This is a genomic window from Microbulbifer sp. Q7 (genome assembly GCF_001639145.1).
In the GTDB taxonomy this organism is placed as follows: domain Bacteria; phylum Pseudomonadota; class Gammaproteobacteria; order Pseudomonadales; family Cellvibrionaceae; genus Microbulbifer.
The window spans coordinates 45914-59287 of the sequence record NZ_LROY01000001.1; the positions used below are offsets into that span (position 1 = coordinate 45914).

The 13374-nt window shown below is 58.7% G+C and carries 10 protein-coding genes; all 10 read right to left on the reverse strand.

The features are described 5' to 3' along the window. Window positions 1–59: 59 nt before the first annotated feature. Window positions 60–1607, reverse strand: coding sequence for a peptide ABC transporter substrate-binding protein (locus AU182_RS00200; protein WP_066959217.1), 1548 nt, complete (start codon window positions 1605–1607; stop codon window positions 60–62). Between the two features lie 679 nt (window positions 1608–2286). Next, window positions 2287–4479 carry a M3 family metallopeptidase gene (locus AU182_RS00205; protein WP_066959219.1) on the reverse strand — a complete coding sequence of 731 codons (2193 nt, stop codon included), beginning with the start codon at window positions 4477–4479 and terminating at the stop codon, window positions 2287–2289. A 299-nt stretch (window positions 4480–4778) separates the two neighbouring features. Continuing rightward, complete coding sequence (gene trpC / locus AU182_RS00210) at window positions 4779–5573, reverse strand: indole-3-glycerol phosphate synthase TrpC (RefSeq protein WP_066959221.1); 795 nt, start codon at window positions 5571–5573, stop codon at window positions 4779–4781. A gap of 4 nt (window positions 5574–5577) precedes the next feature. Continuing rightward, the gene (gene trpD / locus AU182_RS00215) at window positions 5578–6612 is read right to left on the reverse strand and encodes an anthranilate phosphoribosyltransferase (RefSeq protein WP_066959223.1); all 1035 of its coding nucleotides are present in this window, start codon (window positions 6610–6612) and stop codon (window positions 5578–5580) included. 211 nt (window positions 6613–6823) lie between these two features. Then, complete coding sequence (locus AU182_RS00220; protein ID WP_066959225.1) at window positions 6824–7402, reverse strand: aminodeoxychorismate/anthranilate synthase component II; 579 nt, start codon at window positions 7400–7402, stop codon at window positions 6824–6826. After that, window positions 7399–8256: an ion transporter gene (locus tag AU182_RS00225; RefSeq protein ID WP_066959234.1), complete on the reverse strand. Its 858-nt coding sequence runs from the start codon at window positions 8254–8256 to the stop codon at window positions 7399–7401. The genes AU182_RS00220 and AU182_RS00225 overlap by 4 nt, the downstream gene beginning before the upstream one ends. A 35-nt stretch (window positions 8257–8291) precedes the next feature. Beyond that, a complete protein-coding gene (trpE, locus tag AU182_RS00230; RefSeq protein ID WP_066959235.1) occupies window positions 8292–9773 on the reverse strand; it encodes an anthranilate synthase component I in 1482 nt (493 codons plus the stop codon). A gap of 673 nt (window positions 9774–10446) precedes the next feature. Continuing rightward, entirely contained in the window at window positions 10447–11115 is a 669-nt protein-coding gene (rpe, locus tag AU182_RS00235; protein ID WP_066959243.1) for a ribulose-phosphate 3-epimerase, read from the reverse strand. A gap of 212 nt (window positions 11116–11327) precedes the next feature. Then, window positions 11328–12023: an N-acetylmuramate alpha-1-phosphate uridylyltransferase MurU gene (murU, locus tag AU182_RS00240; protein ID WP_066959245.1), complete on the reverse strand. Its 696-nt coding sequence runs from the start codon at window positions 12021–12023 to the stop codon at window positions 11328–11330. Window positions 12024–12031: 8 nt separating this feature from the next. Beyond that, window positions 12032–13141, reverse strand: a complete 1110-nt coding sequence (locus tag AU182_RS00245; RefSeq protein ID WP_066959247.1) for an aminoglycoside phosphotransferase family protein — start codon at window positions 13139–13141, stop codon at window positions 12032–12034. Window positions 13142–13374 lie beyond the last annotated feature (233 nt).

The window sequence follows — 13374 nt, forward strand, 5'->3', positions numbered from 1 at the left end:
ACGCTTCCATACCTTTGTATAAACTACCCGGAGCCTCGTGTAAGGCGCCGGGTTAACGGTTAATGTTCGATGATCCACATATCTTTGGAATAATAATTATCCAGCGGATCAGCGGCATAGCCGCCCACGTGGGGTTTGACCATATGCTGGATTACATACTGATAAATCGGTGCGATCGGCATATCCTCAGCGAGAATTTCTTCGGCCTGGGCGTAATACTCCGCACGCTTGGTGATATCCATTTCTTGCGAACTTTTCGCCAGCAGCGCGTCGTACATGGGATTGCTGTACTTGGCATAGTTGCTCCCGCCATCGGTCAACAGCAACTTCAGCATGGTGGACGGCTCATTGTAATCACCAATCCAGCCGGCGCGGGCAATATCGAAATCGGTATTGGCGCGGGTGGAGAGGTAGGTTTTCCACTCCTGGTTTTCCAGAGTGACATCCACGTGCTGCAGATTCTGTTTCCACATCGCGCTAATCGCGACCGCCACTTTCTTGTGGTTGTCGTTGGTGTTGTAGAGGATGCTGAACTTGAGCGGGTTCTGCGCGTTGTAGCCCGCTTCGGCGAGCAACTCTCTGGCTTTGGCCGCGCGGTCTTGCTGGCTCTTCTGGCTCCAGGCCGTCGGCGGAGCATCGAAGCCCTTGACCACTGCAGGTGTCAGGTGGAATGCAGGCTCCTCGCCACGCCCCATGACCTTGTATGCCATGATTTCGCGGTCGATGGCGTAGGCCAATGCCTTGCGCACACGCGCGTCGTCAAACGGTGCCTTGGTATTATTGAACTCGTAGTAGTAGGTGCCGATAAAGGGCGTGGTTTTAACTTCATCCGGACGCTCTTTTTTCAGGCGGCTGATGTGTTCGATAGGAATCGAGTAAGCAAAATCTATTTCACCCGCTTCGTAGCGTTTCAATTCTGCATTGGGCGATGCGATCGGCAGGTTGCGCACTTTCTGCAGTTTTACGTTGGCCGCATCCCAGTAGAGATCATTCTTTACATACTCGATACGTTCATTTACGACCCACTCGGTCAGTTTGAAGGCGCCGTTGCCGACGAAATTCCCAACCCGGGTCCACTGATCGCCATACTGCTCAACCGTGTCTTTGTGCACCGGTGAAGTGGAGGAGTGAACCAGCATGGAGACAAAGTAAGGCACCGGCACTTCGAGGGAGACCTTGAGGGTATGCGTATCCACTGCCTCAACACCGAGGTTTTCCGGAGGCTGCTTGCCCTCGCTAATATCTTGCGCATTCGCTACTTTGCCGGCGGCGAGGTACCAGGCGTATTTTGAGGCTGTAGCCGGATCCACCAGTCGGCGCCAGGAGTAGACGAAATCCTGGGCGGTGACCGGGTCACCATTGCTCCACTTGGCGTCTTCGCGCAAGTTGAAAATATACGTCTGGTTGTCGGTTGTCTGCCAGCTTTCCGCAACCGCAGGGCGAACCCCACCGTCTGGTGCGGCAATAACCAGCGTCTCCAGCAGATCGCGCAGCAACGCGGATTCTATGTTCCCGGAAATTTTGTGCGGATCCAGGGATTCCGGCTCCGAGCCACCGCCCCGAACCAGGGTCTGGTCTGCGGCAAGCCTGGTTGGGTCCAGCTTCACTGCGGGGGTGCTGGACTCCGCAGCGGGCTCTGAGGGTCCCCCACACCCGGCAAGTGCGAATAAGGCTGTCAGTACAGGTCCCAAATACCAGGTACGGCGAAGGTTAGAAGATTGGTTGCGTCGCATCATTTATTTCTCGTTCTTGTGGAACTTCATTTATTGTTTGCTTGGCCCTGTTGGCGATCAGCCCGCAGGTTAGAACTTATACAGCATTGGCCGCGAAAAGTTCTGTTCAGGCGCCGGAGGCCACCTGAGAAGTGACAGTGATGCAAAAATACTGCCATACAACTGTGAGCCATCTCTGGGGTGCTCACACCGATACTTCATCGAATAAATCGAATAAGCAGAACCGGTCGTTCATTCTCGCGCACCCTCATACTAGCAGCCTCCTTGAATATTTGGCTGTAGCGTGGGAAAGGCCCAGGTCGACCGGGCGTGTGCAGATCGGCTAGCAGAGGCCCGCTACCATTTATGGCAGAAACCCGCCAAGCACGGCAGGAAAGAAGTTTCCGCAAACACCAATGCCCCGTATCGGGCACGGGGCGCGGCATTTACCGCAAACCGCCCAAGACTTGCTCTACCCTGAGCCTGGCTGGTCGCTCATAAAAAAACCGGGCACGAAGCCCGGTTTTTCAGTAGCGAGGGACTGGCGCCCCTGCGCGATGTTTCAGGTGATCACTTACTGACCACCGGCAACCGGCTGCAGACCGCGGCGGATCAGCAGCGCGTCGGTGGTCGGCTCCTTGCCGCGGAATTTGACGTACGACTCCATAGGTGCGCGGGAGTTGCCCACCTCCAGGATATTCTTGCGATACAGCGCGCCGTTTTCCCGGGTCAGTCCGCCGCGATCGCGCAGGTAGGCAAAGGCGTCTGCAGCGAGGATTTCACTCCACATGTAGGCGTAGTAGCTGGCCGAGTAGCCGCCGCCAATGGAGTGGGCAAAGTAGGTGGATTTGTAACGCGGTGGCACCGCGGCCAGGTCCACCCCATGCTTCGCCAGCGCCCTGGCTTCAAACTGCTCGACATCCTGCGGCTCCGCATCCGCCGGCAGGGAGTGCCACTCCATATCCAGCAATGCCGCAGACATGTATTCCAGGGTATCGAAGCCCATATTGAAATTTTTCGCCTTCAGCACTTTTGCCAGCAGCGCTTCGGGAATGGCCTCGCCGGTCTTGTAGTGGTAGGCGTAATTTGCCAGCACTTCCGGATGGCTCGCCCAGTCTTCCTCGAAGGTTGACGGGAACTCGACAAAGTCGCGCGAGACGGCGGTGCCCGCAAGGCTCGGGTAGTGAACCTGCGAAAGCATGCCGTGCAGGCCGTGTCCCAGCTCGTGGAACATGGTGGTGACATGGTCGAAGCTCACCAGCGTCGGCTCGCCTTCCGGGCCTTTGGGAATGTTCATCACATTCACTACCACCGGCTTTTGCTCCAGCAGGTGCGACTGCCCGACAAAAGAGTTCATCCAGGCACCACCGCGCTTGCCCTCGCGCGCGAAATAATCGGCATAAAAAATCGCGAGACTCTCACCATCGTGATCAAACAGCTCGAAGGCCTGAACATCCGGGTGGTATACCGGCAGGTCCGGGCGGGGCTTGAAGGTGATGCCGTACAGGCGGTTCATGGTGTAGAACAGACCATCTTTCAGCACCAGGTTGAACTCGAAGTATTCGCGTACCTCGCTTTCGTTCAGGTCGTATTTTTCCTGGCGCACTTTCTCCGCGTAGTAGGCCCAGTCCCAGGGTTGCACCGCGAACTCACCGCCCTCGCGCTCAATCATGGCCTGAATATCAGCCTGTTCGGCCTGGGTGTTTTTCACCACCGCCGGCACCATGGAACTGAGCATGTTGAGGACGTTTTCCGGTTTCTCCGCCATGGTGCCGGTCAACCGGTACTCTGCCCAGTTGCCGTAACCCAACAGATCGGCTTTTTCCGCGCGAATCTGCACCAGGCGTTTGACCAGCGGCCGGTTATCCAGCTCGCCCGAGGTTCCGCGGTACGCGGAGGCTTCCCAGACGCGCTGACGCAGCGCGCGGTTATTCAAAGAGGCCAGTATCGGCTGGCGGGTGGTATTGGTGATGCTGATCAGGTACTTGCCTGCATGACCGGCGCTGTTGGCGGCCTCTGCGGCAGCCTTGACCTGGCTTTCCGACAGGCCATCCAGCTCACGCTCGTCATCGACGATCACCGCAATATCCTTACTCAGCTTCAGCAGATTCTGGCTGAACTGGGTGGCGAGCTTGGAGTGCTCTTCATTCAATGCCCGCAGGGTGGCTTTCTGCTCCGCAGACAGCTTGGCACCGGCTTTTACGAACTTGTCGTAATACTCTTCCAGCAGGCGCGCGGATTCCGCATCCAGTTCTTGCGCAACCCGCTGCTTGTACAGAGCCTCCACGCGGGCAAACAGGTCGGCATTCAGGTAGATGCTGTCGGAGTGCGCCGCCAGTTTCGGCGCCAGCTGGCTTTGCAGCGCCCGGCGGGCTTCGTTGCTATCACTACCAACCAGGTTGAAGAAGACGCTGGAAACCCGGGTCAGCAGAGCACCTGCCTGCTCCATCGCCACAACGGTGTTGTTGAAGCTGGCCGGCTCAGGATTGCTGGCGATCGCCTCGATTTCCTGCAGATGCTCGCGCATACCCTGCTCGAACGCGGGCGCAAAGTGGCTGTCCTTGATCTTCCCGAAGTCCGGCGCCTGATACTGGAGGAGACTCGGCTGCAACAGCGGGTTGTCCTGCCCTGCGGCGGTGTTCAGATCCGTCGCGGCCTGGGTATTTTCAACCGCGGCAGACGTTTCAGACTGGTTCGCGTCGGGCTTGGGCGCCTCGGAACAGGCAGCCACAGCCAAAATGGCAACCGCGAGCAGGGATTTACGCATTTCATTCTCCGGTGTGTATTTCTGGTACCGATGCCAGGCACCTGCGCCATGCGCAGGCTTACCCGCAAGGACAGCCACGACAGTAAAGCAACCTGCCCCACTGAAAGTGACTAACGTGACAATACACCATTTCGAGCCTGACCAGAAATTCACCACCTTGCGTTTTAACCCGCACAGGCCACCATTCGTCCCGTCAACGGCCCCGAAGGCCACCGCCGCCTGAACAACACAGCGCATAAAAAAACCGGGCAAATTGCCCGGTTTTCCAGTACTTCCGTTATTACCTTCCAATAACTGGCCTAGTTGAACAGCTCCATCAGACGGCGACCCGGCTCCGGGTCACGCATAAAGGCTTCCCCCACCAGAAAGGTATCCACATTGTGACCACGCATGGCCGCAACGTCATCCGTGGTATGGATACCGCTTTCGGTCACCACGATACGATCGTCGGGAATCAGGTCCAGTAGCTTGAATGTGGTTTCCAGCTGCACCTCGAAGTTGTGCAGGTTGCGGTTGTTGATGCCGATCAGGCGATTGGGCAACTTCAGGGCCCGCTCCAGCTCCTCGCGATCATGCACTTCCACCAGCACATCCAGCCCCAGCTCCAGCGCCAGATCATTCAGGCTCGTCAACTGCGCGTCGTCCAGGCAGGCGGCGATCAGCAGAATGCAGTCGGCACCGATGGCCCGCGCCTCGTACACCTGATACGGATCGACAATAAAATCCTTGCGGATGACCGGCAGGCGCACCGCGTTGCGCGCCTGCTGCAGGTATTCATCGGCGCCCTGGAAAAAGTCCACATCGGTCAGCACCGACAGACAGGCGGCACCGCCCTTTTCATAGCTGGTGGCAATTTCAGCGGGAATGAAGTCTTCGCGGATCACCCCCTTGCTGGGGGAGGCCTTTTTGATTTCGGCGATGACCGCCGCTTCGCCGGCGTTGCGCTTGGCCTCGATGGCCTTCACAAAACCACGGCACGGTGGCTGCTTGAGCGCGCGCTGTTGCATCTCATCCTGACTGACCAGCTGCTTGCGCTCGGCCACTTCTTCCCATTTGCGCGCGACGATGGTCTTCAGAATTGTTGGGGTACTCATTACTTCACTCTCGGAATGCGCTGGTAAAGGCGGCCAGCTCGTTGATCTTTTCTCCGGCGAGGCCGCTGTAGATGGCGTCCTGCGCCATGCTCACCCCTTCCGCCCGGCTTGCGGCCACACCACTGACGTAGATGGCCATGCCGGCATTGAGCGCAATGATATCAGCTGCCTTGTCACCCGCGGGAGTTTCCCGTTTGCCGAGGGCATCGCGAATCAATGCCAGCGAATCTTCAGAACCCGAAACACACAACCCGTCCAGATTCTGGCGCTCGATACCAAAATCTTCCGGGGTAATCGTGACTTTTTTCAGATCGCCGCTCTTCAGTTCCCAACCGCGGGTGTCGGCCGCCAGGCTGACCTCATCCAGGCCGTCGTCACTGTGTAACACCAGCACATGTTCCGCGCCCAGGGTCTGCAGCACCTCCGCCAGCATCCGGCAATACTGGTAATCAAATACCCCGATGACCTGCCGTTTTACCCCCGCCGGGTTAGTGAGCGGCCCCAGCAGATTGAAAATGGTGCGCAGGCCCAGTGCCTTGCGCGGGCCGATGGCGTGGCGCATGGCGCTGTGATAGCTGGGTGCAAACATAAAGCCCACCCCCACGCCGTCGATGCAGCGGGCGACCTGTTCCGGGGTGAGCGGCAGATAGATACCGGCTTTTTCCAGCAGATCGGCGGAGCCGGAGGACGACGAAACCGAACGGTTACCGTGCTTGGCCACTCGCGCACCAGCGGCGGCGGCGACAAAACTGGAGGCGCTGGACACATTAAACAGGTTGGCACCATCACCGCCGGTACCCACAATGTCCACGGCATTGGTGTGGTCGATTTCGACCTTGGTAGCCAGCTCGCGCATGACTTCCACCGCGCCGGTGATTTCTTCGACCGATTCTCCGGCCATGCGCAGGGCCACCAGGAAACCGCCGATCTGTGCGTCTTCCGCTTCCCCGCGCATAATCTGGCCCATGGCCTTGCGCATCTCTTTGCGGGTGAGATGTTCACCCTCGACCAGTTTTCCGATGGCCTGCTGGATATTCATTATTCTCCCCTCCCCTAAGTATGTGTTCCTGAGGCTCGCAAATTATCCGGCGGTCAAAGCTAAGGTGCTGATGCCGGTATCCGTTTGCGAGACCTTCTAAAACAGGGACGTTTTAGAAGAGCCCCCATGGATGGGTTCACGGCGTGTCTCGCAAACGGATACCGGCAGCAGCGCCGCCACCAAGCCATCTACGGAGCGCCGTACCAATACCTCAAGACTCCAAAAAATTCCGCAACATATCGTGCCCATGCTGAGTCAAAATCGACTCCGGATGAAACTGCACCCCCTCGATCGGCAGTTCACGATGGCGGATACCCATAATCTCGTCGATCTCACCGTCTTCGGTCTCGGTCCACGCAGTAACTTCCAGGCAATCCGGCAAACTGCCCTTCTCCACCACCAGCGAATGGTAACGGGTCGCCTCGAACGGATTGGACAGCCCGTTAAACACACCGAGATTGTTGTGAATGATCGGCGAGGTTTTGCCGTGCATCACTTCCCCCGCACGCACCACCCGGCCACCGAACACCTGACCAATACTCTGGTGGCCGAGGCAGATACCAAGGATCGGCAGCTTGCCCGCATAAGTGCGAATGGTCTCCATGGAGATACCCGCTTCGTTCGGCGTACACGGGCCCGGTGAAATGACGATTTTCTCCGGGTTCAGCTTCTCGATATCAGCAACGGAAATCTCATCGTTGCGCTTCACCACAACCTCCGCCCCCAACTCCGCCAGATACTGCACGATGTTGAAGGTGAAGGAGTCGTAGTTGTCGATCATCAGGATCATGATTCAGTCCCTTTCTCATTCCCCATATCACCCAGCCGCTTCTGCAGGCGAGCGAGGGAGTCCTGGGTTGCGCGGAGTTCGCGCAGGATTTCGGTTTGGCTCGGTGGCATTGCCAGCTCATCCAGTCGGCGCAGCTTGGCCTCTTCCAGGTTGTTCAGCACCACCCCGATAAACAGGTTGATCATCACAAACGCGCCCATCACCACAAAGCTCAGGAAATAGATCCAGCTGTAGGGCATGGACTCCATCGCTGTGTACATGATGTCCGTCCAGTCCTCAAAGGTGACGATACGGAACAGACTCAACAGGGCGATGGGCAGTGTGCGCCAGTGGGTGGGGTCAATTTCGTGAAACAGGAAGTACCCGGCCACCCCGTAAATGTAAAAAATAATCCCCATCAGCAGACTGATATGGAACATGCTCGGCAGGCTGCGCAGCAGGGTGTCAACCAGTAAGCGCAATTCCGGGAACGCCGACACCAATCGCAAGACCCGCAGTACCCGCACCAGGCGCGCCAGCGTGGCCATGGGCCCCGCAGCCGGAATCAGGCTGAGCACGATGATCGAGAAATCAAAGCAGTTCCAGCCATTGGCGAAGTAGCGCCACGGGCGATTGCCATGGGCGGTAATCTTGATCGCCGCTTCCACCATAAACGCCAGCAGGATCAGCTGGTTGATGCCATACAAGGTGCTGCTGAAACGCTCCAGCACCCAGGTGGAGGTTTCCAGGCCAACAACGGCGGCATTCACCATAATCAGGCCAATAATCACCTGATTAAAAATAGGTGCCTCCACAAGGCGACGACACTGCTCGGCAAAGCCGCGCTTCTGCTGTACCGAAATTTCGCTACTCATCGGGTTACTTCTTCCAATGGTTCCTAACAATAGGGTTATTGCCCGGTGGCGATGGCCACGGCGCGGAACAGGGCCCGCGCTTTGTTCATGGTCTCATCCCACTCGGATTGCGGATCAGAATCCGCCACCAGGCCGGCACCGGCCTGCACGTAAACTTTTTCGTCCTTGATCACTGCAGTGCGAATCGCGATGGCAGTATCCATGTTGCCGTTCCACGCCAGATAGCCCACGGCACCGCCGTAGACGCCGCGCTTTTCCGGCTCCAGTTCATCAATGATTTCCATGGCGCGAATCTTGGGCGCACCGGAGAGGGTGCCCGCCGGATGCGCCGCGCGCAGGGCGTCGATTGCGTGCAGCTCCGGCTTAATTTTGCCGGTCACGTTGGAGACAATGTGCATCACGTGGGAATAACGCTCCACCACCATCTTTTCCGTCACCTTGACGCTACCGGTCTGCGCAACCCGGCCCACGTCGTTGCGGCCCAGGTCGATGAGCATCAGGTGCTCGGCGATCTCTTTCGGGTCCGCCAGCAGGTCCTGCTCCAGTGCCAGGTCCTGCTCTTCGGTGGCACCGCGGCGGCGGGTGCCGGCAATCGGGCGCACGGTCATATCGCCGTCTTCCAGGTGCACCAGGATTTCCGGGCTGGAACCCACTACCTGGTGGTCGCCCAGATCGAGGAAGTACATATATGGCGACGGATTCAGGCTGCGCAAGGCCCGGTAGAGGTTCAGTGGCGGTACCGTGAAGGGTGCCGACAGTCGCTGGGAAGGCACCACCTGCATGACATCGCCGGCCAGAATGTAATCCTTGACCTTGTGCACGCCCTGCTTGAAGGCTTCTTCGCCGAAATGGGAGGTAAACGTGTCTTCCGCGGTGTGGTCGCCGTCGATACCCAGGGGTTCGACGCTGGCGAGCGGCTGGGACAACTGACCAACCAGCTCGTCGAGGCGACGCTGGGCGCCTTCGAAGGCATTTTCCTGCTCCGGGTCCGCGTGCACGATAAACAGCACCGCGCCGGCCAGATTGTCGAACACCACCAGCTCGTCGCTGACCATCAGCAGGATATCCGGGTTACCGAGGGTATCCGGCGGGCAGCTGTCGGCCAGTTTGGGCTCAATATAGCGCACTACGTCATAGCCGAAATAACCCACAAGGCCGCCGTTAAAGCGCGGCAGGCCTTCGATTTCCGGCACCTTGTAGCGGCCGCGGAACTCTTCGACGAAGGCCAGCGGGTCTGCAACGGTTTTCTGCTCGACGACTTTGCCATCGCGCTCGACCACCACGTCGTGACCGGTCACCTTGAGAACGGTGCGCGCCGGCAAGCCGATAATGGAGTAGCGCCCCCATTTTTCACCGCCCTGCACGGATTCCAGCAGGTAGCTGTAGCGACCACCATCGCGGGCAGCGAGCTTCATGTAGGTGGTGAGCGGGGTTTCTATGTCGGCCAGTACGCGGCGGACTAGGGGTATGCGGTTGTAACCTGCAGACGTAAGCTGGGCGTATTCGCTGGGGGTCATGGCGACTCCGGTCTGTGCAATGCTTCGATTTTTACTGCGGGTCTTATTTTGGATTGCACATCGTTGGTGGAATCCTACCCGCGGGAAAGGCGCCCGTCGGACCCCTTGTATGGGCCTGCAGGCTTCAGCGGATCAGTGGCGCCATCGCCAGCTGTTGATGTGGGGGGCAGTGCAGTTCAATGTCACTTTCTCGCAGCGTTGGGGTCGCAGCGTCGAGTTGCTTCCCTGTATTCCGGCGAGCAAGTGTACAAATCTCTGGTAGAGGCGGCAAGCTTGAGATTTCGTGACTTGAAATTGGCCGTTTTAGACCATTTGTGGTCCTTGGTGGTTCTTTTCTGTCGCAGAGGCGCCGAAGCACCGGGTAAAGGTTTTTGAAACCGCTGTGAACCCATCCCTGGGCGCTGCGGCGCAAACATCCTGTTTGCGACGCTTTCAAAAACCTTTACCCGGTACTCCGGCTTCGATCCAAACTCAGAGTGCACTGAACGGCTGTACGAACAGAGTACTGAAATACGATGCGAAGGCTGGGTGCCGGGTGGCGCTTTTCGGGATCGTCGGCAACAGGGATGTTGCCGACGAAGCGTACAGGGACGTATTCACAGCGGTCCCGAAAAGCGCCACCCGGTGCCCGGCCGCCACAGACTCGCCTACGAAGCCACCAAGGCTACGAAGCTCACACCTGAGCCAGCTCCGAACGCATCACTTTGATCACTTCCGCATAGTCATCCGCATTGAAGATGGCAGAGCCGGCAACAAAGCTGTCGGCACCGGCCTGGGCGATTTCGCGGATGTTGTCTTTGGTGACGCCGCCGTCGATTTCCAGGCGGATGTCGAGGCCGGAGTCGTCGATGAGTTTGCGGGCTTCTTTGAGCTTGTCGAGGGTGGCGGGGATGAATTTCTGGCCACCGAAGCCGGGGTTTACGGACATGAGGAGGATCATGTCGAGCTTGTCCATTACGTATTTGGCGGCGTCGAGGCTGCTGGCCGGGTTGAATACCAGGCCGGCCTTGCACCCCAGTGACTGGATCAGTTGCAGGGAGCGGTCGACGTGTTTGCTGGCTTCCGGGTGGAAGGTGATGTAGGTGGCGCCGGCGTCGGCGAACATGCGGATCATGTCGTCGACGGGCTCAACCATGAGGTGGACGTCGATGGGGGCGGTGACGCCGTGGTTGCGCAGGGCTTTGCAGACCATGGGGCCGATGGTGAGGTTGGGGACGTAGTGGTTGTCCATTACGTCGAAATGCACCCAGTCGGCGCCGGCGGCGAGGACGTTATCGACTTCCTCACCCAGGCGGGCGAAGTTGGCGGAAAGGATGGAAGGTGCAATTTTGTAGTCTGGCATTTTCTCGTCTCGGTGCTTTGGTTGTAGCTCCGGGGTCCTTGAAGTTTTTTACGACCGCCGGTGGCGGCCGGGCACCCAGTGGAGCTTTTCGGGACCGCTGTGAACCCATCCCTGGGCGCTTCGGCGCAAACATCCTGTTTGCGACGATCCCGAAAAGCTCCACTGGGTACCCGGCCTTCGATTTCTACTTTTGTGCTTCGTTAACGGGTGGGTTAACTGGCTCTCAGTCTTTCTTCCAGTTTATTCAGCCTTTCTGGGGTGCCCACATCGCACCAGTCACCTTCGTAGACTTCCGCCTGCATCTTGTCTTCGTTAAAGGCAAAGACCTCACCCAGGCCGTAGCGCTCGCGGGCATTGGGGTAGCTGGTGAGGATCTCCGGACGCAGGTAGCTAATGCCGGCGAAGGTATATCTGGGCTTGGTGGTGCCGGAGAGCAGGCCTTGGTCGATGCCGAAGTCGCCCTCGGGATTGTGCGGTGGATTGGGCACCATCAACAGGCGGCCGGGGCAGTGTTGCGGCAGCGGGTTATTGACCCAGTGGCTGAAGTCGAAATCGCACCAGACGTCGCCGTTGACCACCAGAAACGGCGCATCACCCAGTAACGGTAAGGCTTTGCTTATGCCGCCGGCAGTTTCCAGGGGCTCACTTTCTGCGGAGTACTGGATAGTGACGCCGAGGCGTTCACCGCTGCCCAGGTGATCGCGGATCTTGCCACCCAGGTGGGCGAGGTTGATGACCAGGTTGGTGACCCCCGCCTGCGCAAGGCGCTCGATGGCATATTCGATCAGGGGTTTGCCCAACACCGGGATCAGCGGTTTCGGGGTGTGATCGGTGAGCGGGCGCATGCGCTTGCCGAACCCGGCGGCGAGCACCATGGCGGCAGGAGCGGAATTGTGTCTGCTGGTCATCTTGGCACTTATTTGGGGGTTTCGGTTTCCAGGGCCTGGCGTTCGCCGGCGGTTCGGTAGTCGCGGTACCAGTCCTGCAGCTCGATCAGGGGCAGGATTTCCTGGCGGAACCAGTCGGAGAATGGCTGAAGCTCCGGATATTTATCACACACTTCCAGTGTGTAGCGGATCACCAGGGGCAGATCCGGCAGGTAGCCGTGCTTGCCGTCGCGCAGATACAGGCGCGGGAACAGGCCAAGTACTTTGAAATGGCGCTGCAGGCCCATCCAGTCGAACCAGCGCAGGAAGGTTTCCGCCTGAACTTCCGGGATGACACCGCTATCGATCGCCGACGATGCATAGGCCAGCGCCCAGCGCTCTACCTGCTCCTGAGGCCAGCGGATGTAGCAGTCGCGCAACAGCGAAGCCAGGTCGTAGGTGACCGGCCCCCACACCGCATCCTGGAAATCCACCACTCCCGGCCGTTCGCCGTCGCGGATCATCAGGTTGCGACTGTGGTAGTCCCGGTGCACCAGCACCTGGGGCTGGGCACTGGCGCTGTCCAGCAGGTGTGCGAAGGTGCGCTCGAGCAGCTGATTCTCTTCTTCGGAAATCTCCCGCTGCAGCAGCTTGCCAATCAGCCACTCCGGCAACAGGCGCATTTCCATGTGCAACAGTGCGCGGTCATAGGGCGGGAACATGCCCTCTGGGCGGCTGATCTGCTGCAGGCAGAGCAACTCGTTCATGACTTCCGCATAGAGGCCAGAGACGCTGTCTGGGTTCAGCTCACGCAACAGCTGTGTATCACCCAGATCTTCCAGCAGCATATAGCCCTGCTCGATGTCTGCGGCGATTACCAGCGGGGTGTGAATCCCATTGCGGCGCAGGTAGTCGGCCAGGGCGACGAAGCGGCTGACGTTGGTCTTGCCCGGCGGAGAGTCCACCGCGATCAGCGTCGGGGCGGTATCGGTACGAAAATAGCGCCGGAATCCGGCGTCTCCTGACAGGGGCTTCAAATCCAGGCTGCTTGCCACAGGCGGCACCTGCAGCGCGTCGTGGCCACTCTGCAGGGCGCGGGCCGCCCACTGGCGCAGCTGTTGGCGGCGCTCATCCGGGGCTTCGTTCACACGTTCATTCATCCGCTACCTGCATAAATCAATTCATTTTACGGCGGGTTTTCAGCCTTCCCGGCCCGTCAGCCGCCTAAAAACTGCGCATTGTAACTGCGCCGGCGCCCGGGTTCACCCGCTATTGTTTCCATGGGTACGGCCATTCAAGTAGAATCGACCGCTGATTTTTGCGCACCAGCTTTTGCCGGCAGCACACATTGTTGCGGACTTCACCGCAGTTTCTGTCACACTGCCCGGCGTTA

Coding starts and splice junctions, on each gene's coding strand:
- AU182_RS00205 (WP_066959219.1), bottom strand. CDS start 4,479: ATGCGTAAATCCCTGCTCGCGGTTGCCATTTTGGCTGTGGCTGCCTGT.
- trpC (WP_066959221.1), bottom strand. CDS start 5,573: ATGAGTACCCCAACAATTCTGAAGACCATCGTCGCGCGCAAATGGGAA.
- trpD (WP_066959223.1), bottom strand. CDS start 6,612: ATGAATATCCAGCAGGCCATCGGAAAACTGGTCGAGGGTGAACATCTC.
- AU182_RS00220 (WP_066959225.1), bottom strand. CDS start 7,402: ATGATCCTGATGATCGACAACTACGACTCCTTCACCTTCAACATCGTG.
- AU182_RS00225 (WP_066959234.1), bottom strand. CDS start 8,256: ATGAGTAGCGAAATTTCGGTACAGCAGAAGCGCGGCTTTGCCGAGCAG.
- trpE (WP_066959235.1), bottom strand. CDS start 9,773: ATGACCCCCAGCGAATACGCCCAGCTTACGTCTGCAGGTTACAACCGC.
- rpe (WP_066959243.1), bottom strand. CDS start 11,115: ATGCCAGACTACAAAATTGCACCTTCCATCCTTTCCGCCAACTTCGCC.
- murU (WP_066959245.1), bottom strand. CDS start 12,023: ATGACCAGCAGACACAATTCCGCTCCTGCCGCCATGGTGCTCGCCGCC.
- AU182_RS00245 (WP_066959247.1), bottom strand. CDS start 13,141: ATGAATGAACGTGTGAACGAAGCCCCGGATGAGCGCCGCCAACAGCTG.